The organism is Nonomuraea guangzhouensis, assembly GCF_019396345.1.
GTDB lineage: Bacteria > Actinomycetota > Actinomycetes > Streptosporangiales > Streptosporangiaceae > Nonomuraea > Nonomuraea guangzhouensis.
The window spans coordinates 248,106-272,662 of record NZ_JAHKRM010000011.1; the positions used below are offsets into that span (position 1 = coordinate 248,106).

Annotated in this window: 23 protein-coding genes and 2 pseudogenes; 15 read left to right on the plus strand and 10 right to left on the minus strand. The window is 71.1% G+C overall.

What is annotated here, in order from left to right:
* The first annotated feature begins 197 nt into the window (after positions 1 to 197).
* Positions 198 to 2,390, plus strand: a complete 2,193-nt coding sequence (locus tag KME78_RS24365) for a hypothetical protein (RefSeq protein ID WP_219531482.1) — start codon at positions 198 to 200, stop codon at positions 2,388 to 2,390.
* A gap of 37 nt (positions 2,391 to 2,427) precedes the next feature.
* Positions 2,428 to 2,583 carry a hypothetical protein gene (locus KME78_RS24370; RefSeq protein ID WP_219531483.1) on the plus strand — a complete coding sequence of 52 codons (156 nt, stop codon included), beginning with the start codon at positions 2,428 to 2,430 and terminating at the stop codon, positions 2,581 to 2,583.
* Here the strand turns inward: KME78_RS24370 and KME78_RS24375 are convergent.
* From KME78_RS24375 to KME78_RS24400, 7 genes and pseudogenes are all read right to left on the minus strand, one after another.
* A pseudogene (locus tag KME78_RS24375) lies at positions 2,580 to 3,203 on the minus strand (tRNA pseudouridine synthase A); the annotation flags it as partial. The gene KME78_RS24370 and the pseudogene KME78_RS24375 overlap by 4 nt on opposite strands.
* A gap of 483 nt (positions 3,204 to 3,686) precedes the next feature.
* Positions 3,687 to 3,902 (minus strand): annotated as a pseudogene (locus tag KME78_RS68450) (tRNA pseudouridine(38-40) synthase TruA); the annotation flags it as partial.
* Between the two features lie 82 nt (positions 3,903 to 3,984).
* Complete coding sequence (gene rplQ / locus KME78_RS24380; RefSeq protein WP_219531485.1) at positions 3,985 to 4,527, minus strand: 50S ribosomal protein L17; 543 nt, start codon at positions 4,525 to 4,527, stop codon at positions 3,985 to 3,987.
* A complete protein-coding gene (locus KME78_RS24385) occupies positions 4,490 to 4,861 on the minus strand; it encodes an aldehyde dehydrogenase family protein (protein ID WP_246651763.1) in 372 nt (123 codons plus the stop codon). The genes rplQ and KME78_RS24385 overlap by 38 nt, the downstream gene beginning before the upstream one ends.
* The gene (locus KME78_RS24390; RefSeq protein ID WP_219531487.1) at positions 4,858 to 5,664 is read right to left on the minus strand and encodes an acetoacetate decarboxylase family protein; all 807 of its coding nucleotides are present in this window, start codon (positions 5,662 to 5,664) and stop codon (positions 4,858 to 4,860) included. The genes KME78_RS24385 and KME78_RS24390 overlap by 4 nt, the downstream gene beginning before the upstream one ends.
* A 13-nt stretch (positions 5,665 to 5,677) precedes the next feature.
* Complete coding sequence (locus tag KME78_RS24395; RefSeq protein WP_219531489.1) at positions 5,678 to 6,886, minus strand: NAD(P)/FAD-dependent oxidoreductase; 1,209 nt, start codon at positions 6,884 to 6,886, stop codon at positions 5,678 to 5,680.
* A 2-nt stretch (positions 6,887 to 6,888) separates the two neighbouring features.
* On the minus strand, positions 6,889 to 7,077 hold the full coding sequence (locus KME78_RS24400) for a ferredoxin (protein WP_219531490.1): 189 nt from the start codon (positions 7,075 to 7,077) through the stop codon (positions 6,889 to 6,891).
* A gap of 192 nt (positions 7,078 to 7,269) precedes the next feature.
* Here KME78_RS24400 and KME78_RS24405 point away from each other — a divergent pair, with 192 nt between their 5' ends.
* The 4 genes from KME78_RS24405 to KME78_RS24420 are packed head-to-tail and all read left to right on the plus strand — an operon-like array spanning position 7,270 to position 10,846.
* Positions 7,270 to 8,628: a glutamine synthetase family protein gene (locus tag KME78_RS24405; RefSeq protein WP_219531492.1), complete on the plus strand. Its 1,359-nt coding sequence runs from the start codon at positions 7,270 to 7,272 to the stop codon at positions 8,626 to 8,628.
* 17 nt (positions 8,629 to 8,645) lie between these two features.
* Positions 8,646 to 9,908, plus strand: coding sequence for a cytochrome P450 (locus KME78_RS24410; protein ID WP_219531493.1), 1,263 nt, complete (start codon positions 8,646 to 8,648; stop codon positions 9,906 to 9,908).
* A 51-nt stretch (positions 9,909 to 9,959) separates the two neighbouring features.
* The gene (locus tag KME78_RS24415) at positions 9,960 to 10,268 is read left to right on the plus strand and encodes an ArsR/SmtB family transcription factor (RefSeq protein ID WP_219531495.1); all 309 of its coding nucleotides are present in this window, start codon (positions 9,960 to 9,962) and stop codon (positions 10,266 to 10,268) included.
* Positions 10,269 to 10,270: 2 nt separating this feature from the next.
* Positions 10,271 to 10,846, plus strand: a complete 576-nt coding sequence (locus KME78_RS24420) for an SRPBCC family protein (RefSeq protein WP_219531497.1) — start codon at positions 10,271 to 10,273, stop codon at positions 10,844 to 10,846.
* Positions 10,847 to 10,862: 16 nt separating this feature from the next.
* Here KME78_RS24420 and KME78_RS24425 read toward each other — a convergent pair whose 3' ends face one another.
* Positions 10,863 to 11,402 (minus strand): DinB family protein, encoded by a 540-nt coding sequence (locus KME78_RS24425; RefSeq protein ID WP_219531499.1) that lies wholly within the window; start codon positions 11,400 to 11,402, stop codon positions 10,863 to 10,865.
* A 51-nt stretch (positions 11,403 to 11,453) separates the two neighbouring features.
* Complete coding sequence (locus KME78_RS24430; RefSeq protein ID WP_219531500.1) at positions 11,454 to 11,993, minus strand: CGNR zinc finger domain-containing protein; 540 nt, start codon at positions 11,991 to 11,993, stop codon at positions 11,454 to 11,456.
* 71 nt (positions 11,994 to 12,064) lie between these two features.
* Between KME78_RS24430 and KME78_RS24435 the strand changes: the two genes are divergently transcribed.
* Positions 12,065 to 13,468: a DHA2 family efflux MFS transporter permease subunit gene (locus KME78_RS24435; protein WP_219531501.1), complete on the plus strand. Its 1,404-nt coding sequence runs from the start codon at positions 12,065 to 12,067 to the stop codon at positions 13,466 to 13,468.
* On the plus strand, positions 13,455 to 14,228 hold the full coding sequence (locus tag KME78_RS24440; protein WP_219531503.1) for an SDR family NAD(P)-dependent oxidoreductase: 774 nt from the start codon (positions 13,455 to 13,457) through the stop codon (positions 14,226 to 14,228). The genes KME78_RS24435 and KME78_RS24440 overlap by 14 nt, the downstream gene beginning before the upstream one ends.
* On the opposite strand, the gene KME78_RS24445 is transcribed toward KME78_RS24440, so the two are convergent.
* Positions 14,225 to 15,223, minus strand: a complete 999-nt coding sequence (locus KME78_RS24445; protein ID WP_219531504.1) for a phosphotransferase enzyme family protein — start codon at positions 15,221 to 15,223, stop codon at positions 14,225 to 14,227. The genes KME78_RS24440 and KME78_RS24445 overlap by 4 nt on opposite strands.
* Positions 15,224 to 15,540: 317 nt before the next feature.
* On the opposite strand from KME78_RS24445, the gene KME78_RS24450 reads away from it, so the two are divergent.
* The 7 genes from KME78_RS24450 to KME78_RS24480 all read left to right on the plus strand — a co-directional run bounded on the left by KME78_RS24450 (position 15,541) and on the right by KME78_RS24480 (position 24,523).
* Positions 15,541 to 15,909: a hypothetical protein gene (locus tag KME78_RS24450; RefSeq protein ID WP_219531506.1), complete on the plus strand. Its 369-nt coding sequence runs from the start codon at positions 15,541 to 15,543 to the stop codon at positions 15,907 to 15,909.
* The gene (locus KME78_RS24455) at positions 15,900 to 17,105 is read left to right on the plus strand and encodes a DUF6395 domain-containing protein (protein WP_219531507.1); all 1,206 of its coding nucleotides are present in this window, start codon (positions 15,900 to 15,902) and stop codon (positions 17,103 to 17,105) included. Before KME78_RS24450 ends, KME78_RS24455 begins: the two co-directional genes overlap by 10 nt.
* Positions 17,106 to 17,146: 41 nt before the next feature.
* Entirely contained in the window at positions 17,147 to 17,989 is an 843-nt protein-coding gene (locus tag KME78_RS24460) for a M55 family metallopeptidase (protein ID WP_219531509.1), read from the plus strand.
* Between the two features lie 428 nt (positions 17,990 to 18,417).
* On the plus strand, positions 18,418 to 19,968 hold the full coding sequence (locus tag KME78_RS24465) for a flavin monoamine oxidase family protein (protein ID WP_219531510.1): 1,551 nt from the start codon (positions 18,418 to 18,420) through the stop codon (positions 19,966 to 19,968).
* Between the two features lie 59 nt (positions 19,969 to 20,027).
* Positions 20,028 to 20,540, plus strand: a complete 513-nt coding sequence (locus KME78_RS24470) for a YbaK/EbsC family protein (RefSeq protein ID WP_219531512.1) — start codon at positions 20,028 to 20,030, stop codon at positions 20,538 to 20,540.
* A 121-nt stretch (positions 20,541 to 20,661) separates the two neighbouring features.
* On the plus strand, positions 20,662 to 22,716 hold the full coding sequence (locus KME78_RS24475; RefSeq protein WP_219531513.1) for a serine/threonine-protein kinase: 2,055 nt from the start codon (positions 20,662 to 20,664) through the stop codon (positions 22,714 to 22,716).
* 16 nt (positions 22,717 to 22,732) lie between these two features.
* Positions 22,733 to 24,523 carry a serine/threonine-protein kinase gene (locus KME78_RS24480; RefSeq protein WP_219531667.1) on the plus strand — a complete coding sequence of 597 codons (1,791 nt, stop codon included), beginning with the start codon at positions 22,733 to 22,735 and terminating at the stop codon, positions 24,521 to 24,523.
* Positions 24,524 to 24,557 lie beyond the last annotated feature (34 nt).

The window sequence follows — 24,557 nt, forward strand, 5'->3', positions numbered from 1 at the left end:
AGGCGCCCGGGTCCCATCAAGCATCGCCGCCTCCGGCCGAACCCGGCTCGGGCGCTGATTCCGGCTCTGACAGCGCCGGGTATAGCGGTGACCATGACGACTCCGAAACCCGTCCGGGCGGCCACTCGCCCTTCGGCCCCGCTCCCACTGCGGAGCGGCTGCCTGCCTTCCCGGGCACACCGGATGCCGAGCGGACGGTGACCGGGGCATCGGCCTTCGACGGGTCGGCCGACTGGCAGCCGTTCGAACCACAGCCGGTGGAGCCGGCATCGGATGAGGCCGAGGACCGGCCCGGCCTGCCGGCCTTCCCCGGCGCGCAGCCGTGGGAGGTGGCCGGCGACGACGGCGCCCAGTACGACTGGTTCGCCGACCCTCAGGGCCCGCCCCGCCCCATGCGTGGCCGGCTGCCCCGCAACCTCGGCGCCCAGCCCGGCACCCCGTCGCCCTCCCCGCGACCGCCCGGCGGCCCCCAGTCCGCCGGCCCCGGAGCGCCACGACAGCCCGCCGCACCGGCACCGGGCGCGCAGCCCATCGCGCCGCAACCTGGCGCCCAGCCCCTGTCGCAACCCGGCGCGTCCCTGCCCGGCGCCCAGCCTCCGTCGCTGCCCGGCGCCCAGCCTCCGTCGCAGGCCGCGGAGCCGGAACCAGACCCCCAGACGCCCGGCCAGTCCGGCGTCTCGTGGTCGTCGACGAGCGGCCCGTGGCCCGCGCCCATCCCGGAGGAGCCCGCCACCTGGGCGGTCGATCCCGTGGTGCCCGGCGCGCCGGCTTGGGAGCCGCCGCCGGCCTTCACCGCCGCGGCCGCGGGCATGCAGGTATGGCCCGCGCCGGTCTCCGATCCACCCGTCATGCCCTGGCCCGCCGCCACGGGCGAGCTCGCCGTGGAGCTGGACGCCGACGACGCGGCAGACCAGATGTCCTCCTGGAACGTCCCATCGGAGAGTTCGGACGACCCACCGGACGACGCCCCCACCTATCCGGGCGGCATCATCCCACCGGTCACATCCGGCGACTCCCCGTCAGGCGCCAAGAGCTCCGTGTACGGCGGCCCCACCACCAAGGGCCCCGCATTCGGGGAGTCCGCACCCGACTACGACGAGGCCGACCCCTCGGAGGATGACGCCGAGGACTTCGAGACCGACCCGAACCTGACCGCCCCCCACCCCTTCGACGCGAGGGGCGCCTCCTCCCGGCCCTTCGCCGCCAGGGACGCGGCCCAATCCGGCTTCGACGCGAACATCACCGATCCCGACTTCGGCGCGAACACGACCGCACCCGGGTTCGACGCGACCACTCCGGTCGCCTCCACCCCCACCACTCCGGCGCCCGCGTTCGACCCCAATTCCCGGGCGCATGCCTTCGACACGGGCCCGGCTCCGTCCGCGTCCGACCCGCACTCCGCCTCCGCCGCACACCCGGTGGAGCCCAGCGATGTCCCAGTCTGGCCCCCGCTCCCCCACGGCGTACCCGAGCAGGAGAGCCGAGTCCCCGACCTCCCCTTCGAGGTATGGGGCCAGAAACCCACTCCCGCGCTGCCTCCGGGGTCGCAGGAGCGCGGCTCCACGCCACCGCAGGGCCTGCCCGTCGCCTACGGCGGACAAGGACCGTTCAAGCAGTCGCCGTTCCAGGCGACAGCGCCCGTCGGCAGCCCGCCCGGCAAGCCGGCAGGCCGCAAGGCGCTCTTCATCACCCTGGGCATACTGGCTCTGGCAGGCGTCGCCACAGGCGGCTTCTTCGCCTACAAGTCGGTGAGCGCGCCGTCCCCGCCCACCGCCACGGCGGTCGCCAAGCAGCCGCCGACGACGCCCCCGAGCATCGTCAGCACCGACACCACCACGACCCCGGTCGTCCCGGCCACCTCGATCCTCAACTCCGAAGAGACCGACCCGCGCAAGATGTCGCTCTCCGAGGCGTTCCCGCAGAAGAAGATCGAAGCGAATGGCGCGGTGTTCTCCAAGGTCAAGACCGACATGACGGCAAGCTGCGAGAAGGCCGCCTCCGGTCCCTTCGCCGACGCGCTGCGCGACCAGAAGTGCAGCCGGATCGTACGGGCGACCTATGTCGACTCCAAGCGCCGCTACGCCGTGACGACCGGCATCGCCGTGCTGCCGACCAAAGAGGCGGCCATGAGCGCCGACAAGGCCAAGAACCTCGGCCGCAACATCTGGTTCCGCGGCCTCCCCGCGGCGGAGGGCACGGGCGGCGAACGCGTGGAGATCGCCGGCGGCTACGCGGCGGGCCTGGTCTGGGGCCGGTACATCGTCTTCAGCTACGCCACGTACGCCGACGGCCACACGCCCGGCACCAAGGAGAAGACACTCGACAAGGTCAGCGGCGCCTTCCGCGACCAGACCTCACAGGTCCTGGAACGCCGCCTCACCAACGACTGACCGACCACGACTACGGCCCAGCCGGCGGCGGCCGGAGATGGGCTTAGTCGGTGGCAGGCGGGATGTCACCCGACGTGCGGACAGGCCGGGCCGCGAAGACGCGCTCAGCGAGTTCCGCGTCCGGCGGGAGACCGCCTTGATCGGTGGCACGCCGGAGATCGCCTTGATCGGTGGCACGCCGGAGATCGGCTAGCCGGTGGCGGGCGGGACATCGCCCAGCGTGCGGACACGCCGGGTCGCGAGGGCGCGCTCGGCGAGTTCCGCGTCCGGCGGGTAGCTCACCTCTTCCAGACACAGGCCGTGCGCGGGCGCCACGTGCACCCCGGAGTCCCGCACGGCCCGCGCCAGCACCTGGCCCGGCCACTCCATGGGCCGGCGCCCGTCGGCCGCCGACAGCAGGGACCCGACCAGCGAGCGCACCATCGAGTGGCAGAACGCGTCGGCGACCACGGTGGCGACCAGTACTCCGTCGCCCTCCCGCACCCAGTCGAGCCGTTGCAGCCGCCGGATCGTGGTGGCCCCCTCGCGCTTCTTGCAGAAGGCGGCGAAGTCGTGCTCACCGAGCAGGTCTCCAGCCGCCGCGTTCAGCGCGTCGAGGTCAAGCGGGCGGTTGTGCCAGACCACCTCCCGGCGCCGCAACGGATCCACCCCACCGGGTGCGTCACTCACCCGGTACGCGTACCGGCGTGACAGCGCGGAGAAACGCGCGTCAAAGCCCTCAGGAGCCACGGAGACCCGATGAACCCGCACATCCGACTCCAACACCCCAGCCAGCCGCCGCAACAGCGTAGCGAGCCGCTCATCCACGTCCAGCCCCCCTACGGCGCCCACCGACACCAAGCCGCTCGGCACCGCAGGCCCGGCCGATGCGGAACCGGTCACCGCAGGCCCAGTCACCCCGGACCCAGGCACCGCGGGCCCAGGCACCCCGGCCCCAGACACCCCGGCCCCAGACACCGCGGGACCAGTCGGCGCAGGGCCGGCCGATGCGGGACCAATCACCCCGGAGCCGGTCACCGCAGGGCCAGTCGGCGCAGGGCCGGTCGATGCGGGCCCGGTCGACACCGAGCCGGTCGGCGCGGGACCAGTCGCCGCAGGGCCGGTCGATACGGAGCCAGTCGCCTCGGAGCCAGTCGCCTCGGAGCCAGTCGCCTCGGAGCCAATCGCCTCGGAGCCAATCGCCGCGGAGCCGACTGGCGCCGGGCCGGTAGGTGTGGGGCCGTCAGGCGGGAAGGTTGCCGAGGGTTCGCGGACGGCGGATCTCCGGTGGTTGCGGTCGAGGGCGGAGAGCGCCTCCACCGGGAGATCCACGTGCGCCACCTGCCCGCGCGCGTGCACCCCGGCATCCGTACGCCCGGCGACGGTCAGCGCCGGCGGCTCGGTCAGCCGCAGGATCCGGCCGAGCGCCTGCTCGATCTCCCCCTGGACCGTACGCAGCCCCGGCTGCCTGGCCCACCCGGAGAAATCCGTCCCGTCGTAGCCGAGATCAAGGCGGAGCCGTACCACGATCATCCTCTCCCCAGACCACCTGAAACGCGAATGGGCCCGAACCCCCACAAGAGGGGTCCGAGCCCGATTCAACCGACCTGACGGATCAGGCCTCGTCCTTCTTCGCCTCGCCAGCCTCGCCGGCCTCAGCGGCCTCCGCGACGGGGGCCTCAGGGGCCTCGTCCGACGCGGCGGTCTCGGCAGCGGGCTCCTCAACAGCAGCGGGGGCCTCAGCAGCGGGAGCGGCAGCGGCGGCCGGAGCCTCCGAGCGCGAGACACGCACCGGGTTCAGCGGCTCGGTCACCAGCTCGATAACAGCCATAGGAGCGTTGTCACCCTTACGGGCGCCCACCTTGGTGATCCGGGTGTAACCGCCGGGACGCTCCGCGAACGTCACCGCGAGCTCCGTGAAGAGGTGGTGGACGACGCCCTTGTCCTTGACGACCGTGAGCACCTGGCGACGGTTGTGGATGTCGCCCTTCTTCGCCTTGGTGATCAGGCGCTCCGCCAGCGGACGGACGCGCTTGGCCTTGGTGACCGTGGTGCGGATCTTGCCGTGGCGGAACAGGTCCGTGGCGAGGTTCGCCAGGATCAGCCGCTCGTGCGCCGGGCTACCACCAAGACGTGCACCCTTGGGAGGCTTGGGCATTGCGTTCTCCTTGTGAGTTAACCCGCCCCGGCCGTACCAGGTACCGAAGTCGGGCCGGGTCGCAGTCGTTCTCTGTGCGACCCGTTATCGTCGCCCGCGCCGGGCGGCTGAGCCGTCCGGCGCGCGGCGTGGCGGCCCAGACGGGGAAGGCGGCCGCGGCCGCGGCGACGGCCGCCTGCGCCTCGGCCTGCCCGCCGCGGGCGATCTCGGCGAGGACGCGGCCGTCGATGGGCGACTCGTCGGTGAAGGTCGTGGGGGAAGCGACGCGCTCTCCGCCGATCCAGTGCCGGGTGTCGACGGCGACGCCGCCGACGGTCGCGATGTGCTGTGTCATGAACGGTCCTTCGCAGGGGATTCGAGCAGGGTGCCGCCGTCCCAGACGACGCCGACCTGGCGGTAGTACGCGGCGATGGGCTCGCGGACCTCCAACCTGGCCAGTTCCTCGGTGGGCGCCTCGAACAGCTCCAGATCGGCCTCGCCGCGCCAGGGCACGCCGCCTTCGACCGCCGCGGCTCCGGACTCGACGAGTTCGTCGAGCGCGAGCCCGCCGCCCTTTTCGATGGAGGGCAGGAGGCGGTGGTGCGCCATGGGGTGGCCGTTGACGAAGCCGTTGCTCCGCGCGGGCTCGCGCAGCGTCACCACGGCCTGGGCCAGCCTGCGGTCGGCCGCGGCGAGCGTGGCGCCGAAGCGGGCGCCCGCCTCGATCTTCGGCGCGGGACCGTACGGGTGGGGGCGGGTCAGGTGGATCGAGCCGAGCTTCTTGGGGTAGCCCTGGTGGATGCCGCGGGCGATGGCGAAGTCCTTGTCCACCCAGATGTAGACGCAGCGCGAGTAGGTACGCCCTCTATAGGAGCAGCGCACGACCGCGAACGCCTCCTTGTACTGGGCGCGCACCGGGTCGAGCAGCTCCTCCCGCGAGGTCGCGCAGGACTGCCAGTCCGCCCAGATCAGCGCCACCGCGCCCGGGTCGTCCTGGGCGAGCTCCAGCGGCTCGGGCAGCAGTTCGCGCACCCGGGCCGGGTCGGTGCGGTACTCGACGGTGAGCAGGTCACCCGAGTAGTGCCACGGCGGTGAGGGGATCAGGGAGGAGCGTCCCGTGGCGGTACGGGGGTAGAGGAAGCCGCTGACTGTGGTCATGTGGTGCGATTCCTTACGGAGTGAGGGCGGGTTGCTTGAGCAGGCCGGCGCGATGGCGGGCGGCCGCGGCGGTGGCGGCGGGCCCGCCGAGCGCGACGACGCCGGCCAGCCGTCCGCCGGCGTGGTAGCCGACGACGACGTCCCCGCCCAGGTCGCCCTCGAGCACGCGGATGTCGTCGAGGCCCAGCGTGGGGGCGCCGAAGGACTGCAGGCGGAAGTCGTGCTGGTCGCTCCAGAAGGTGGGCAGCGGTGCGAACGGCTCGGGGTCGGGCTCGGTGCCCGTGAGGTGGGCGGCGAGGGTTCTGGCGGCGCGCTTGGCGGTGTCGCCGGGGATCGACCAGTGCTCGATCCGGCGCGGCACGCCGTCGTAGCGGGCGTTGGGGAAGCGGGCCACGTCGCCGACGGCCACGACGTACGGCAGACCGCCCACGCGCAGCAGCTCGTCGGTGAGCACGCCGTCGGCGAGGTCCAGGCCGTTGCCGGCCAGCCACTCGGTGTTGGCCACCGAGCCGACCGCCTCGACCACCACATCGGCGGGCAGCGTCCGCCCGTCCGCCAGCACGACGCCCGTGACACGGTCGGCACCCTCGAAGGTGGTGACCCCCGTGCCGAGGGCGAAGCGCACACCGCGGGCCTCGTGCCGCGTGCGCAGCTCGCGGGCCAGCGGCTCACCGAGCGGGCGGAGCATGGGCAGCCGCTCCGGGTCGGCCACGGTCACCTCCGCGGCCCCGAGCGCGACGGCGGTGGCGGCGACCTCGCAGCCGATGAACCCGGCGCCGACCACCACGACGCGAACGCCGGGCCGGGTCAACTCCGAGCGCAGCGCGCGAGCGTCGGCCATGGTGCGCACGGTGTGGCGGCCCGGGGCGGGCCCGGGACAGCGCAGCCGCCGCGGCCGCATTCCGGTGGCCACGACCAGGCCGTCGAAGGCCAGCTCGGCGCCGTTGCCCAGGCCGGCGACACGGCGGGCCAGGTCGGCGGACGTCACCGCGGTGCCGAGGAGCCATTCCACGTCGGCGGTGCTCGCCCGGGGCCGGAAGGCCAGCGACTCGAAGGACTCCCGGCCGGCCAGCACCTCCTTCGACAGGGGCGGCCGGTTGTAGGGCATGGCCGGCTCGTCGCCGACCACGGTGATCGCCCCGGTCCAGCCTGCGGCGCGTAGCTGCTCGGCCGCGCGCAGGCCGCCCATCGACGCTCCGGCCACGACGACGCGAGGTGACATGGTCAGTCCTCGATCGTGATGGCCTGGAGCGGGCAGACGTCGGCGGCGTCCTCGACGTCGGCGCGCAGCGACTCGTCAGGCTCGGCGACGTACGCGAGGTGCCCGGCGTCGTCGAGACGGAAGACGTCTGGAGCGGCGAAGACGCACTGCCCGTGGTCCTGGCACTTGGTCAGGTCGACGACGACCTTCATGAGCCGCACCTCCTATCGTTTGGGTCCAAACAACATAAGAAGCCACCCAGGGCCTGGTCAAGAGCCTGGCCGGAGATGATGGATTTACATCGCCCCCTATTGCGGGGTCGATGGCCCGTCCGTATCGTTTGGCCTCAAACGAATTGTGGAGCAGTGCCGCCGTACCTCCACCGCCCGCCCGAGGGGACGCCGATGAGTGCACACGACACCTCGTACGACCAAGAGCACATAGCGCGCCTCGCCGCCCAGAACGTGGACGTGGTCCGCGTGGTCTACCCCGACCTGATCGGCACCGATCGAGCCAGGGACGTCCTGATCGATCACCTGGCCGGCGCCTGCGAGCACGGACTGGCCTTCTGTCGCGCCGTCTACCACACCACCCCGCAGGGAGACGTGGTGCCGGTCGAGGGCGGCCTGGACGCCGGGCTGCCCGATGTCGTGGTCCGGCCCGATCTCGGCACGCTCAAGCCGCTGCCGTGGGAGCCGGGGGTCGCCTGGTGCCTCGGCGAGGTCCTCGATCCCGTCGCCGGCGTGCCGGTCCCGGAGTCGCCGCGCGACCTGCTGCGCGGCGTGCTGGGCCGGTGCGGCGAGCACGGGCTGCGCCCCGTGGTCGGCCCCGAGCTGGAGTATTTCCTGTGCGACCCCGACCCCGGCTCGCCGGCCGGCTGGCGTCGCTACGCCGAGGCACCGGGCAACGTCTACACCGCAGGGCGGCGCGGTGACCCCGACGGCCACCTCCTGCGCACGCTGCGCCACCTGCGCGATCTCGGCGTAGGCGTGAGCATGGGCAACCACGAGTTCAGCAGCGGCCAGTTCGAGATCAACCTCATGCATTCCGGCGCCCTGGACGCCGCCGACCGGACCTTCCTCTTCAAGTCGGCGATCAAAGAACTCGCCCGCGCCGAGGGACGCCTGGCCACCTTCATGGCCAAGCCGTTCAACGACGAAGGCGGCTCCGGTTTCCACGTCCACCTGTCCTGCACCTCGGGTGACGATGACGCCAACGCCTTCGATGACCCGTCGGCGCCGTACGGGCTTTCGGCCACCGCCCGCCACGCCATCGCCGGTGTCCTGGCGCACGCCCCGGCGCTGGCGGCGCTGGCCAACCCCACCGTCAACTCCTACAAGCGGTTCGGCCCCGACACACTCGCGCCGTGGCTGATCGACTGGGGTCTGGACAACCGCAGCGCCATGGTGCGCGTCCCGCCCGAGCGCGGCCCGGGCGCCCGTTTCGAGCTGCGCCTCGGGGACGCGAGCGCCAACCCGTACCTCCTGCTGGCCGGCACGATCGCCGCCGCGCTGCTGGGGGTGCGGGCCGGCCTGGAGCCGCCCGCCCCGCTTGAGGGCTACGGCTACGACACCGCCCGTGCCGCCGTGCTGCCGATGACGCTCGCCGCCGCGCTCGACGCCTTCGAGGCCGATGACGAGCTGATCGAGCTGCTCGGCAAGGGCTTCGCCGCCTCTTTCCTCGCCTACAAACGCAACGAGATCGAACGCTTCCATCGGCACGTCACCGACTGGGAGTTCACCGAGTACGCCTACCACCTGTGACGCCGAGGAGCACCACCATGATCCCCGAGCCCTTTCCCCTGGACGAGATCGACCTCGCCGACCCGGGGAACTTCACCGACGGTCTCACCCCGTGGCGGATGTTCCACACGCTGCGCCACGAGGACCCCGTCCACTGGCAGCCGGAACCGGCGCCCAACGCCGGCTTCTGGGCCCTGGCCCGCCACGAGGACATCGCCCGTGTGGACCGCGACAGCGAGACCTTCACCTCCACCAAGTTCGTCAACCTGGAGGAAGTGGACGACGACCAGATCAAGCGCCGCGCCTCCATCCTGGAGCTGGACGGCGTGCGCCACCGCGCCCTGCGCGGCCTGATGCAGCGCCAGTTCGGCGCCGCGGTCATCGGCCAGTACGCCGACTTCCTGCGCGGGCTGACCGCCACCACCCTCGACGCGGCCTTCGCCAAGGGCGTCTTCGACTTCGTCGCCGACGTCTCCGCGGACTTCCCCATCAACGTGCTGGCCCGGCTGCTCGACGTGCCCGATGACGACACCAAGCAGCTCATCGACTGGGGCAACCGCATCATCGGCAACACCGACCCCGACTACGCCGACGTGCTCCTGGGCAGCGAGGAGAGCGAACAGTACCGGCACCTGCCCTTCCGCTCACCCGCCTCGCTGGAGGTCTTCGAGTACGGTCGCGAGCTGGCCAGGCAGCGGCGTGGCGGCACCGGCGTCGACCTGGTCTCCCGGCTCGTCAACGAGACCCCGCGCGACGGTGTCCCCCTGTCGGCCCAGGACTTCGACAACTACTTCCTGCTGCTCGTCGTCGCCGGCAACGAGACCACACGGCACGCCATCTCGCACACCATGCTGGCCCTCATCAAGCACCCGGACCAGCTCGACCTGCTACGGCGCGACCCGTCGCTCATCCCCGGTGCCGTCGAGGAGTTCCTGCGCTGGGCCTCACCGGTCTACCACTTCCGCCGCACCGCGACGCGCGACGTGGAGCTCGGTGGCAAGCAGATCAAGGAAGGCGACAAGGTCGTCATGTGGTACGCGTCGGGCAACCGCGACGAGAAGGTCTTCGCCGATCCCTACAGCTTCGACGTCACCCGGACCAAGAACGACCACGTCACCTTCGGCAAGGGCAGCCCGCATCTGTGCCTGGGCAATCTGCTGGCCCGTACCGAGATCCGCATCATGTTCGAGGAGCTCATTCCCCGGATCGCCGACATCCGGCTCACTGGAGCGGTGCCGCGCGTGCGCTCCAACTTCGTCAACGGCATCAAGAAGCTCCCCGTGGAGGTCACTCTCGCCTGAGAGAGTGCATATACCTTGACAGGCATATGCACGATGGGGAATATAGAGGTCATGTCCGTCGATGCGTTCTCCGTGCTCTCCGAACCGACCCGGCGCCGGATTCTCGACCGGCTCCTGGTGGCCGAGAGCAGCGTGAACGAACTGGTCGACACGCTCGGCGTCAGCCAGCCCACGGTCTCCAAGCAGCTGAAGGTGCTCAGGGAAGCCGGTTTCGTCACCTGTCGTACGGAGGCGCAGCGGCGGATCTACCGCATTCACGCGGCTCCCTTCCAGGTGCTCGACGACTGGCTTCAGCCGTATCGCACCCTGTGGGACCGGCATCTCGACGCTCTCGAGCGCCACCTAGACAATCTGGAGTAGGCATGACCTCCGACGCATACCGTCCGAGCCCGCTGGCCCAGGTCGACAGCGAGGCGACGGAAGACCGCTGGACGCTGGTCTTCACCCGCGACCTGCGCCATCCGCCCGAGAAGGTGTGGGCCGCGCTGACCGAGCCCGAACAACTCGCCGCGTGGGCGCCGTACACCGCTGACCGCGATCTGTCCAAGGCGGGCGACGCCACGCTCACGATGATCGACGACGAGAACTCCCAGGACCTGGCCGCCGAGGTCGTACGCGTCGAGCCGCCGACGCTGCTGGAGTACACCCTCGGCACCGACCTGCTGCGCTGGGAACTGGCGGCCACCGACACCGGCTCCCGGCTGACCCTGCGGCACACCGTCAAGGACCGCGACTGGCTTCCCAAGGTCGCGGCCGGCTGGCACATCTGCCTCGACGTGGCCGAGAAACTGCTCGACGGGCGGCCGATCCCGCCGATCCGCGGCGCGGCGGCCGTCAAGTTCGGCTGGTCCGAACTCAACGATCAGTACGCGCGGAAGTTCGGCATCCCCAATACCGGCCTGCCCGAACATCTGGAGGGTGGGGACAAGGCTTCCTGATTGATCGGGAAGTCGGCTATTCGCCGGTCAGCCCGTCCACCGACTCCCGGATGAGGTCGGCGTGGCCGTTGTGCCGCGCGTACTCCTCGATCAGATGGACCAGGATCCATCGCAGGCTGGGCGTGTTGCCATCGGGCCAGGAACGCCGGGCCGGCTGCTCCAGGCCGCCGTCGGCAATCGCCTCCGCGATCAGGGCGCGGGTGTGGGCCACGGAGTCCTGCCAGAGCGTGTGGAGCTGCTCGGGGGTGTCCTCGGCGGCCGAGTGCCAGTCCCAGTCGGGGTCAGCCTTCCAGTCCACGGCGTTCCACGGGGGCTCGGGGTCTCGCCCGTGCAGCCACACCGAGATCCAGTCGCTCTCGACGTAGGCCAGGTGCTTGAGCATCCCGCCGAGGGTCATCGGGGAGGCGGCGACGGTCGCCTTCAGGCCGGCCGCGTCCAGTCCCGAGCACTTCCACGCCAGGGTCGCGCGCTGGTAGTCCAGGAACCCCAGGAGTGTGGCGGTCTCGTCGCCCGCGAAAGGAGGTTCCGGGCGTCCCTGCTCATCCACGTCGATCATGCGCAGTGAGTCTACTGGCACTGCGTCGAGTCGATTTCCAGCCCCGAGGGCTCACGAGGTGCGGCTGCGGTACGCGCGGGTTTTCATCCGGTTGCCGCAGCCCGCCGTGGAGCACCAGCGGCCGTTGCGCGGTTTGGCGTGGTCGTAGAAGATCCAGCGGCAGTCCGGTGCGGCACACTCCTTCATCCGGGCCCAGGACCCGTCCGCCGACGCGACGATGACGTCGGCCAGCAGGTTCGCGAGCGTACCCGGAACGCCGCCGTCCGCCGCGGTGACGCCGAGCAGGCCGCCGCCGTCGGACAGCGCCCGTAGGGGCAGCGTCGCGCCCACTTCGTCGAGTTCGCCCGCCGCGGCCGGGTCGAGCTCGCCCGTCCGGTTGGCCCGCGCCATGGCGCGGAGTGCCCGGCGCAGCGCGAAGGCGCGCTCACGCTCGGCCGGCTCGCAGTCGCCGAGCCACCCGGCGAGCTCGTCGTCGGGCTCGTGCCCGCCGAAGGTCCGCAGATCGCAGGTGTTGAGGAAATCGAACACCGCGACCAACCGGGCCGGTACGCGGTGATATTCCGCGGCCGGCTCGTCCCTGTCCCACCCCATGTCGACACCACCTAACGGTTTAAGTATAGTCCAACACCAGCAAAGCCGTTTACTAGTGTCAATGAGGGGCGATGACATTCCAGGCACGATCAACTCCGGGGCTGCCGGCGCTGGGCGGCGTCCTCGGCTTCGGCGCGTTCCTCGCCCTGCTCAACAGCACGGTCGTGGTCGTGGGGATCGATCGGCTCTCCGGAGCGCTGGCGGCGCCGCTCGGCCAGATCCAGTGGGTCACCACCGCCTACCTGCTCGCCCTGGCGGTGGCCATCCCGGTCGCGGGATGGGGCGCCGACCGATTCGGCGGCAGGACGCTCTGGCTGGCCGCGCTGGGCGTCTACCTGGCGGGTAGCGCGCTGGCCACTGTCGCCGACTCCCTGACGGTGCTCGTCGGGGCCAGGGTGGTGCAGGGGTTCGGCGCCGGCATGCTTGAGCCGATCATGCTGGCGATGCTCACCACGGCCGCCGGTCCGCACCGGGCGACCAGGGTGCTCAGCCTGATCCAGATTCCGATCACCCTCGCTCCGGCACTCGGCCCGCTGGCCGGCGGATTGATCATCGACCACCTGTCCTGGCGCTGGTTGTTCGCGATGAACCTGCCGCTGGGACTGCTGGCGATGGTCCTGTCGCTGAGGGTGCTGCCTCGCGACCGCCCGAAAACCGGCACGACGCGACTGGACGTCCTCGGCCTCCTGCTGCTCCCGCCCGGCCTCGCGGTGCTGCTCTACGGCCTCACCCGTGCCGGTGACGGTTTCGGCGCCGACTCGGTCGCGGTTTTCGCGCCGGTGCTCGGCGGAACGGCGCTCCTGCTCGGCTATGCGGCGCACGCTCTCCGGCGAGGGTCCGGCGCGCTGATCGACCTCCGGTTGTTCGCCGACGCGCGGTTCACCGCCTCGGGGCTGATCGCCTGCCTGTTCGGCGCGTCGGTGTACGGGATGATGTTCCTGCTCCCGCTCTATGCCCAGCAGGCGAACGGCGCGCGCGCCTGGGTGGCCGGGCTGCAACTCGCACCCCAGGGAATCGGCACGATCCTGGCGCTGCCGTTCGTCGCCGCGTTGAGTGCCCGATTCGGCGCCAGGGCCACGGTGGCCGGCGGGATGTCGCTGGCCGCGCTCGGCACGCTGCCCTTCACGCAAGACGGCCTGCACGCGGGCACCGGTCTGCTCGCCGTGTCGTTGCTGGTCCGCGGGATCGGACTCGGCGCCGTGCTCGGCCCGGCGCTGGCCGCCGCTTTCGGCGCGATCGCACCGGACGCCACCGCGCGGGCCAGCAGCGCTCTGGTGGCGCTGATCCAGATCGGCGGCGCGGCCGGCACCGCGCTCCTCGCGGTCGTCCTGCAACGGCAACCCGGCGGCGCCGGCGTGGCCGCGTTCGCAAGCACGTTCTGGTGGGCTCTGGCGATCTGCGTGCTCGGCTCGCTGCTCGCCCTCCGCCTGCCCGGAAAGATCAACGAGAGAGAGGTAACTCATGTCGGAAAATGAGAAGTTCGCCGTGGTCACCGGAGCCAGCAAGGGCATCGGCCTGGCCGTGGTGCGGGCGCTGGCGGAGGACGGCTACCGGGTGGCCGCGGGAGCGCGGACGATCAGTACGGAACTGAAGGAGCTCGCGGCACTCCCCATCGAGGTCGATCTGGCCACGCCCGAAGGGCCCGGACGGCTCATCGACGCGGCGCTCGGCGAGTTCGGCGGGATCGACCTGCTGGTGAACAACGTCGGCGGCGCCGAACCACGACTCGACGGCTTCCTGGCGACCACCGACGAGGACTGGCAGCGCACCTTCGATCTGACCCTGTGGAGTGCCGTGCGGGCCACCAGGGCGGCACTGCCGAGCATCCTGCGGCGGCGCGGCCAGGTGGTGAACATCGGCTCGGTCAACTCGCGCCTGGCGCTCCCCTACCTGGTGGACTACTCGGCCGCCAAGGCGGCACTGGCCAACTTCGGCAAGGCGCTCGCCGAAGAGTTCGGGCCCCAGGGCGTGCGGGTGAACACGATCGCCCCCGGACCGGTGCGCACCCCGGTCTGGACCGCACCCGGCAGCAACGGAGCGACGCTGGCCCGGCAGGCCGGCGTGTCGCTCGAGGAATTCGTCGAAGGCATCCCGGCCGCGACCAACCTGTCAACCGGGCAGATGACCGAGCCGGCCGAAGTCGCCGCCCTGGTGGTGTTTCTGGCCTCCGGCAAGGCGCCGAACATCAGCGGCTCGGAACTGGTCATCGACGGCGGCATGCTGAAGCAGGTCTAGCGGGCGCGGGCCAGTTCCAGCACGTCGGTCAGCTGTCGTGGGGTGGGCAGGATGCGCAATCCTTCGTCGATCTCGCGTTCCGCCCACTCGCGGTGCCGCCGCTCGGCGCGCGGGTCGAGCGCGACGCGCGCCTGGACCCGCAGGAAGTTCACGCGGGAGGCGAGGAGCATCGAGAAGTCCGCCGGATCGGTGATGCGACCTGGGCCGCCCCCACGCACGTACGCCTCGTACATGGCGCGCATGGCGTCGAGGTCGGCGATCGAGTTGTCGCAGAACCAGTCGAACAGCGCCCGGGCCAGCTCCCGGCCCGGCTCGGCCGGACCGAGGTTGTCCCAGTCGACGACCACCATTGCGCCGGTGGAGTCGGCGAGGACGTTCTCCGGGTGCAGGTCGCGATGGCAGACGATCAGCTTGGTGGGATCGGCGGGCGCGACGGCCGCGCACAACTCGGGCAGCGTGGTCAGCAGATCGGCCAGTCGCACGGCCCACACCACGCCCGACGCGGACGCTTCCGCCCACTGAGCGGACGCTTCTGCCCACTCACGCGCGGTGGGAACGCGGTCGTACCAGGGATCGGGTGGTCCGCCGCCCGCCTCGGTCGTCGCGGCCGGGGCGCATCGGTGCAGGCGGGCGAGCAGATCGCCGAGCTCCTGCGGCGTGGCTCGGGCCGTCAGGTCGAGCGGCCGCAGGTCGAACCAGTCGTACAGGCGCAGCCAGGTCCCGCCGGGCGGCGTGAGCAGGTGGCGCCCCTCGCGGTCGGGATGGCTTGCGGGCAGCCGTACGCCCGCCTCGGCTGCCCGCCGGGCGAACGCCAGCTCCGTCTCGATCAACGCCTCCGACGGCGGCTCGGCGAAGATCTCCTTGAGCGCGTAGCGTGCCGGGCCGACGTCCAGTCGCCAGATCTGCCCCAGCGCGCCCCGCGGCCCCGGGGAGGCCGTGACGTCCTCTTTCCACCCGTACGCCTCTCGCATGTACGCGATCAGGTCCTCGACCACGGTCAGACTCCCGAGGACAGCGGGACGGCCGACGGTGGCCGGCGGGTGAGCACCGTGAAGATCTGGGGGACGAGGTTCACACCACCGAGTATGGACCGCACAGGTGGCGCACCGGCCCGGACGTCTCAGGAAGGGGCGTCCGGGCCGCGCCCAGGATTTCTCCCGGCTTTATGATCATGAATCGCACGATAAGTGCGGGGTTGGTAATCCCGCTGCGACCCGTCGCGACAAGTGATGTTGACTCCAGTTATATAGCTTGGTTGCCATTCGGAAACAGCGTCCTGAAGGCCGAAGATTTGCCACTATCGTGGCGTTTTATGATGCGCGTCCTGGTCCCCGCCCGCCTGCGCAAAGCCGTGCGCACGTGGTTCGATTCCCGCTATATCTCCATCGGCGATCATCGCCAGGACATCAGGGACGCCCTCTGGGAGGTCCAGACCCTGCGCCGGGAGATGGCGAGCTTGCAGGACGAGGTCGAGCGCCTCAGGAACGCCAGACCCGCCACCGCGGCCACCACCGACAAGGCCAGGCTCGACGACACCCACCGCCTGGCTCAGGAGACGGCCAAGGCGCTGGACGGCGTGCTGCAGAACGAGGTTCTTCTCTGGCAGGCGATCGACGACCTCAAGTCGCGGACGCCGGGCCCCGGTGACGGTGTTCAGGTGGAGGATCAGTCATGCGCGTGAGCTGGGCCGGAGGCGAGCTGACGTTCCGCCTCGGAGCCGTTGACGAGATCACCGGCAAGGCCGCCGACGAGCACCCGGTCAAGCTGGCCACCAACTCCTGCACGGTCGCCGGCGTCCCCGAGGACGCGCACCCCGATCTCTTCGCCGTCGCCGCGTGGACCGTGGTGGCGCCGTGGACGCGCAGGGAGATCGTGTTCGACCGGGCCATCTCCCCGGAGGTGGCCGCGGCGCTGCACGACGGGTGGGGCGTCGAAGCGGGGCCGGTAGGCGCGGAGGCCCGTCGCACCGGGACGAACTTAGCGATCTCCTACAGCGGTGGCGCGGACTCCGTTGCGGCGGCGGCCATCTATCCCGAGGCGCCGTTCGTGCACTTCCGGCGGGTGGCGCATCCCCGTGTGCCGAATCGGTGGCCGCACTACCGCTCCGACGTCCTGGCCAGGCTGGCCAAGCGGACCGGACGGGAACTCACCATCGTGGACTCCGATCTGGAGTTCACACTGTCCGAGCCCCGGCCCGGGTACCCGGAGCACCACGCGGTCGCCGTTGGGGCACTGCTGCACGCCGACCGGATGGATCTCGGGGGACTGGCGTTCGGCTATGAACTGGGTTCACGGTGGCTCGGCGGGGATCGCTATCTGCTGCGTTACACGCCCGACAACCTGATGTGGGCGCCGCACGGGGCGTGGGGACGGTTGTTCGCGGCGGCGGGGGTGCACATCGTGCTTCCCGTGGGCGGCGTGAGTGAGGCGGTCACCATGCGGCTGGCGCTGAACTCGGAGCTCAAGGAGCACGTCCGATGGTGCCTGCAGGGCACCGACGGCCCGTGCCGTACATGCGGCAAGTGCCTGTACAAGGAGCTCATCCAGGCCGCGGTCGAACGGCGGCCGCTCGACACGCCCTTCACCGCCGAGGACCCCCGGGCGCGCAAGTGGCTCCAGCCGCCGCCGTACGGGGGACAGGAGATGGTCGAGTACGGCCTGGCGCGGGTGCCCGGCATCGAGAACACGCTGTTCGGGAAGGCGCTCGACTACTTCGACGCCACCGAGGAGTCGACGAGCTGGCTCGACCACTGCTACCCGCCGGCGCTCGCCGAGATCCCCGCCCCGTGGCGTTACCAGGCGGCCGAGTTCATGACGTCCGAGGTCGGGCTCATGACCGAGGCCGAGGTCCGCCGCGTGGAGACATGGGGCGCGTGAGATGTTGGCGTGCTTGGGCTGAGTTAGGTGAGGAGTGGGCTGTGAAGGTGTATCTGTCGGTCGACATGGAGGGCGTGACCGGGCTCACCGACCCCGAGGAGATGCACGCCGGTAAGCGTGGTTACGAGCGGGGCTGCGAGCTCATGACCGCCGACGCCAACGCCGCCGTCGAGGGGGCGTTCGAGGCGGGGGCGACCACGGTGCTGGTGAACGACGCGCACGGGTCCACCAAGAACCTGCGGATCGACCTCCTGGACCCGCGTGCCACCCTCATCCGCGGGCCGGGCAAGGCGCAGCGGATGGCGCAGGGGGTCGACGGGTCGTTCCAGGCCGCCTGTTTCGTGGGCTACCACGCTCGCGCGGGGGTGTCCCACGGCGTGCTCAACCACACCTGGATGGGCAAGGAGATCCAGAACGTCTATCTCAACGGCGAGGTGTGCGGCGAGACGCGGCTGGTGGCGGCGTGCGCCGGGTCTCATGGTGTTCCGGTCGTGGTGGTGACCGGGGACGAGGCCGTCGGTGAAGAGGCGCGCGAGTTGCTCGGCGATGTGGAGACGGTGGCGGTCAAGAAGGGGATCGACAAGTTCTCGGCCGAACTGCTGCCGCCGAGCGTCGCCCAGGCGCGGATCCGTGAGGCGACGGCAAGGGCGTTGGGGCGGTTGAGCGACTTCACGCCTTACCGGGTGGCGGCGCCGTACACGCTGGGGGTGGAGTGGAACTCCACTGCCATCGCGGCCGCTGTGGGGCTGGTGCCCGGCGTGAAGTCGGTCGGGGCGCGACACACCGAGTTCACCACCGATGACTTCGCACAGATCATGGCGTTGTTCGGTATCTTCGCCACGATCGGTGGCCAGGTCGCCTGTGGCAGCGGTCCGTACGGCTGAACGTCCGCAAGGGAATGCGGCCGTGCGACGGCGCCCGACAAGTGACGGCGCCGTCCGACAGGCGAGGTCGTGCGACGGCGCCCGACAGGTGACGTCGTACGGCGACGCCTGGCAAGTAGCGGCCCGTCCGATAGGTGAGGTCGTGTGGCGGTGCCCGAGCAAGTGAGGTCGTGTGGCGGCGCGCGAACGAGTGAGGTCGTGTGGCGGTGCCCGAGCGAGTGAGGTCGTGCGGCGGCGCGCGGACGAGTGAGGTCGTGTGGCGGCGCCCGATAAGTGGCGGCGACGTTCGATAGACGAGACGCGCGGCTGTCGGACCCGCGAAGATGGGCCGCGAAAAGTGAAAAAGGCGCGCGACAGCGGGCCGGCAAGGGGCGGGCGCGCAAAGGTGAGCCCGCGGACGGTAGGCCCGCACAGTGGGGAGCAGGGGCATGGAGGGCGCGGCGCTGACCCGGCGGAGCTTGCTCGTCGGCATCGGGGCGGTGGGTGGCGCGGGAGCGATGTACGCCGCCATGGGCGCGCTGGGTCTGGCGCCGTCCGGGCAGGACAAGGACTTCGCCGCCCCTCGGCCGGGTGACTTCTCGCTGCGCGGCAAGGCGGCGGCCAAGGTGGTGATCATCGGGGCCGGCGTCGCGGGGCTGACCGCCGCGTACGAGCTGGGCAAGGCCGGCTACGACTGCACGCTGCTGGAGGCCAGGGACCGGGCCGGCGGCCGGAACCTCACGCTGCGCGGCGGCGATCGGCTGGCCGAGCTGAACGGCCCCGCGCAGGACGTGAAGTTCGGCGAGGGCGTCTACTTCAATGCGGGCCCGGGGCGGATCGCGCCGTGGATGGTCACGCTCGACTACTGCCGCGAGCTGGGCATCCCGATCGAGACGTTCATCAACAACAACGGGCAGGCGCTCGTCCACACAAACGGCCAGACAATCCGGGCAAGAGCCGCACGTGCTGATATGTACGGATATGTCGCGGAGCTGCTGGCTAAAGCGACAAATGTTGGCGCGCTCGACAAGCAGATCGGCAAGGACGACCAGGAACGCCTGCTGGAGTTCCTCCGCAGGTTCGGCGACCTGGGCCCCAAGCTCGGCTACGAAGGCTCCGACCGCCGCGGTTTCATCAAATATCCGGCACTGGACGGCGGCACCCCCATCCCGGCCCCCGGCACCCTGCACGCCGTCCTCGCCGCCGGCACCGGCCGTTCGATCACCAATGACTTCGGCTACGAGCAGTCCACCCCCATGTTGCAGCCGGTCGGCGGCATGGACGCCATCGTCACCAAGCTCAAGGAGGCGGTCGGCGAGGACCGGATCAGGACCGGCGTCAAGGTCAACAAGATCACCAACCTGGCCGACGGCGTCGAGGTCACCTGGGACGGCGGCTCGCTCAAGGCCGACTACTGCATCGCCACCCTCCCGCCCCACCTGCTCGCGAAGATCCCGCACAACCTCGGCGACCCCGTCACGGCCGCCCTCGAGACGCCCATCCCGGTCGCGAGCGGGAAGATCGGGCTGGAGTACGGCCGGCGCTGGTGGGAGCTCGAAGACCGCATCTACGGCGGCGTGACCGAGACGGACCTCGACATCACCCACATCTGGTACCCGTCGGCCGGCTTCCACGCCGAGCGCGGCGTGCTCGTCGGCTACTACAACACCGACAAGAACGCCGAGCTCTACGGCGCGCTCACCCCGGAGGACCGCAGGCGCCGCGCCCTCACCCAGGGCAGGAAGATCCACGGCGACAAGTACGGCAAGGACCTGCTCTCCAGCGTCTCCATCTCCTGGGACCGTCAGGAGCACATCCAGGGCGGCTGGGTGCGCTGGCCCGCCATTGATTCGTCGTTCACTCTTCTGCAACGCCCCAGCGGAAGGGTCTACTTCGCGGGTGACTGGCTCACCTACCTGATCGCGTGGCAGGCGGGCGCCATGGAGTCGGCCCGCGGCGCCGTCACCCAGCTGCACCAACGGGTGTTGCAGTCACCGTGACGTCGCGCGCGACTCCGGGGACCGGCGTAAGGTCCTCAGAGAGCGATCGAGGAGATGGGATGACGTTGGACTGGGTGGCCGCGACCGACCGGATCGACCTGCTGGCCGAGCCGGTGGCACGTGCCGTGCAGGGACTCGGCGGCGTCGACGTGGCCGAGATCGACCCCGAGCTGGCCGACACGGCGGCGTTCTGCGAGCGCTACGGCGTGACACTCGACGAGTCGGCCAACTGCGTGGTCGTCGCGGCCAAGCGCGGCGGCGAGACGCGTTACGCGGCGTGCATGGTGCTCGCGACGATGCGGGTCGACGTGAACGGCGTCGTGCGCAGGCATCTCGACGCGCGCAAGGCGAGCTTCGCCCCGATGGCGGAGGCGGTCGAGCTCACCGGGATGGAATACGGCGGCATCACCCCGCTGGGCCTGCCCGCGGACTGGCCGATCCTGGTGGACACGAAGGTGGCGGAGCACCACAGAGTGGTGATCGGCAGCGGGGTGCGGCGGTCCAAGTTGGCCATCGCCGGAACCACACTTGCCGGACTTAAGGGTGCAGAAGTCCTCCCTCTGGCGAACTGACGCCAATTCGAGACCGTTGAACTGGAAACCGATGGGCCCCTTCGGGACGTTGTACGAGTGGGAATGTGGCCTCATGGTTCATCTCGTGGGCGGGGATTAAGCCGGTATGGTGCTTCATGCCATGAACGATGACCGACTCGGCCCTTACCGGCTGCTCAGGCGGCTCGGTGAAGGCGGAATGGGCGTTGTCCACCTCGCTGTCGACCCACAGGGGAGACAGGTGGCGGTCAAGGTCCTACGCGCCGAAGTCGCCGGCGACGAGGTCGCCAGGCGGCGGCTCTCGCGCGAGGTCGAGACGATGCGCCGGGCGCGCAGCAAGTACATCGCCGAGGTGCTCGACGCCGATGTGACCGGTCATCGGCCGTACATCGTCACGCGTTACGTCCCCGGACGGCCGCTCGACGAGATCGTCAAGGACGACGGCCCGCTCGACCTGCCCGCGCTGGTCAGGATCGCGCACGGGGTCGCCACCGCGCTGGCCGCCGTGCACGCGGTCGGGGTGATCCACCGCGACCTCAAGCCGGGCAACGTGCTGATCATCGACGGCGAGCCGGTTCTGATCGACTTCGGCATCGCCCAGGCGGTCGACGCGACCCGGCTGACGCAGACGGGGATGTTCATCGGCACGCCCGGATACCTCGCCCCCGAGATCATCGAGGGGCAGGAGGCCGGCCCCGAGGTCGACGTGCACGCCTGGGCGGGCACGCTGCTGTACGCCGGCACCGGCCAGCCGCCCTTCGGCAAGGGCACGCTGGAGATGATCTTCTACAACATCACCGCGGGCAAGGCCGACGTGAGCGCGGCTCCGGCGGAGCTGCAGCCGCTGCTCAAGGCCGCCTTCCAGCGCAACCCCGCCAAGCGGCCCAAGGCCGCCGAGCTGGCCGAGCAGACCGCCAGGATGCTGCCCAGGCCGCCGGGCGGCGTGGGCGACGAGATCTCGACCGTGCCGCGCTCCGACCGCTCCAACCCGTCGCTCGAGCTGCCGACGCCGCAGCCGCTGGCCGACAAGCCGTCGTACGACGTCTCGACGCCGCCCATGACGCCGCGCAAGCTCGTCGACGGCCAGCTGCGCCAGCAGCCGGGACAGCCACAGCCGGGACAGTCACAGCAGGGGCCCGGCCAGAACCGGCCGCCCCAGGGCCGGCCGCCCCAGCAGCCGCCGCCGGACCAGCAGTACGTCTCGCTGCTCCCCGAGCAGCAGGGCGACCCGTGGCCGACCCGCAGGGTGACCCCTGAGGAGCTGCGCAAGATGCAGCGCGAGGCCACCCCGCAGCCGTGGCAGGTCTCCGCCCAGCACAACAGCCACACGCCGCCGGCCGACGCCGACGTGCCGACCCGGCGCGTCCGCCCGACGGACCCGCCCGACGTCCCCACCCGCCGGGTGCGTCCCGACGCGCCCGACTACGGCAGGGGCAACCCGGTCCAGCCGCCGCCCTACATCCCGGTCCAGGGCCAGTTCCCGCCCGACCCTCAGGCGAAGCGCGACCCGTACCTCCCGCCGGACCAGCAGGGCCAGCAGCCCGACCTGCGGACCAAGCGCGAGCCGTTCATCCCGGGCGCCCGGCCGGGGCAGGCGCTCCAGCGGTCCAGGGCCTATGGCCTGGCCAGCGCGATGCTGCTGATCCTGATGATCGTGGCGGCCGTGGTGGCGCCCGTGCTGGTGGCCCTGGTGGCGATCCCGGTCGTGGTGCTGCTGCGCGCGGCCGACCTGGCCCAGCCGGAGCTCGTCGCGCGCCGGTCCACCGGATCGGCGGCGCTCGACGTGGTGCGGGTGTTCGCCTTCCCCAAAGCGCTGGTCAAGTCGGTGGGCATCACCTTCGCGCTGACCTTCTACGCGCTTATCCTGGGACTCCCGGTGACGTTGCTGCTCGCCGTGGTCGTCAAGATGAACCCTTACAACGCGCTGGCCTGGGGAGCGGCGATCGCCCTGTGGACCGTCTGCTCGGGCCCGGGCGTCGAGGGACCTGGAAGGCAGATGCGCAGAACCCTCTCATCGCTCGTACCCTCGAGAACAGCGGCGATGGTGATGGTGGGAGTTCTCGCGGCGGGGGCCGCGCTCTCCCTGATCCTCGCTTACGGCACGTTCGACAACGCGAGGAGGGCCGTATGGGCTCCGCTGAACGTCGGACCTGTGGTGACCCAGCTCAACGGACTGAAGGGGAACCCCGGGGGATGATGCTGGGACGGTGGCGATGAGCACCCAGGCGCCGGAACGTCTCGGCCCCTACCGGCTGGTCAGGAAGATCGGCGAGGGCGGCATGGGCGTGGTCCACCTGGGCCTCGACTCCGAGGGCCGCGAGGTGGCCATCAAGGTGCTGCACCCGCACGTGGCGGCCGACCTGAAGGCCCGTGACCGGCTGACCCGCGAGGTCGAGACCATGCGCCGGGTACGCAGCCCGTACGTGGCCGAAGTGGTCGACGCCGAGCTGGTCGGCGGCCAGCCGTACGTCGTGACCCGCTTCGCCCCCGGCCGCACGCTCGAGGAGACCGTGCTGGCGGAGGGCGCGCTGGAGGCGCGGCAGATCATCAGGCTGGCCCAGGGCCTGTGCACGGCGCTGGTGGCCATCCACGCGGCCGAGGTGATCCACCGCGACTTCAAGCCGTCCAACGTCATGCTGGTCAACGGCGAGCCGCTGGTCATCGACTTCGGCATCGCGCATCTGGTCAACGCCACCAGGCTGACCCAGACGGGGATGTTCGTCGGCACGCCCGGCTACCTGGCGCCCGAGATCATCCGCGACTCGGAGATCACCCAGGCGGCCGACGTGCACGCGCTGGCCTCCACGGTGTTCTTCGCCGCGACGGGCGCGCCGCCGTTCGGCACGGGCACCTTCGAGGCGGTCTGCTTCAACATCATGGAAGGGCGCGCGCAGATCGACAAGGCGCCCGCCTGGCTGCGCGGCTGGCTGAGCCGGGCACTGCGCGTCGAGCCCGGCGCCCGGCCCAGCGCCCAGGAACTCCTGCGGATGGCCAGGTCGCTGGACCCGACGGTGACCTCGTTCCACGAGACACCCTCCGACGGGCCGACCGGCACCAAGCGGATGGGCAACCGGACGCGGGTCATGGACAACTACGCCGACGTGCTGCCGCCGGTCACGTACGGCAGCCCGCCCGCGCCGTCGCCCGCGCCGCCGCGCGAGGAGAAGCCGCCGCCCTACGTCCCGGCGCCGATGCCGGACAGGCACCCGGCCCCGCGCGTCGACCAGCGGGTCGCCGGCTATCCGGCGCCGCCCACCCACCCGCCCGCCTACCAGCCCACGCAAGGGGGTCGGCCGCCCCAGCAGCCGCCTCCTTACTCGCCCGCGCCGCCGGCCGAGCGCAAGCGTTATCTGGTCGGCAGCCAGTTCGTCGGCCTGTTGCTGCTGGTCACGCTGACCGCGCTGGCGGTCATGCTGCCTGTCGCGGTGAGCGCGGTGGCTGTGGCGCTGGCGCTGGTGCTGCGGGTCGGCGAATACCTCTTCGGCGACATGGTCAAGCGCCGGCAGGTGCGCGGGAGCAGCGCGGCCGACCCGCTGCTCGTCCTGGTCGGCACGCCGTGGGCGCTGGTCAAGGCCGCGCTCGTGACGCTGGTCCACGTGCCGCTGGCGCTGATGTTCGGTGTCTGCGTGTGGGGTGTGCTGCGCTGGGGCGGCGGGATGAGCGTCAACGACGCCGCCGCGTACGGCGCGGGCGCCTTCTCGGCCGGGCTGTTCGTGCTGCCGGGCGGCGGCGCGCCGCGCAAGGCGGTCACACGCTCGCTCACCGGCGTCCTGCGCACTCCCGGCGCGGCCCTGGTCGCCGCCCTGGTCGTCGGTACGGCCGCGTTGCTCGCGGTGATGTTCGCGATGGGCCAGAACCCGTCGTGGGTGCCCTGGCGGGCTCCGGAGACGGTGATCGACGAGCTGACCAGCCAGGCGCGGCACAGCACGATGGGGTTGATCACCGGCCTGATCGACAGTCTGCTCAACGGCATGGGAATGGGATTCCTGTCACCCTGGTCGTAAGTGTCTTGGCCCGCTCCGGGGGGAGAACAGGGGT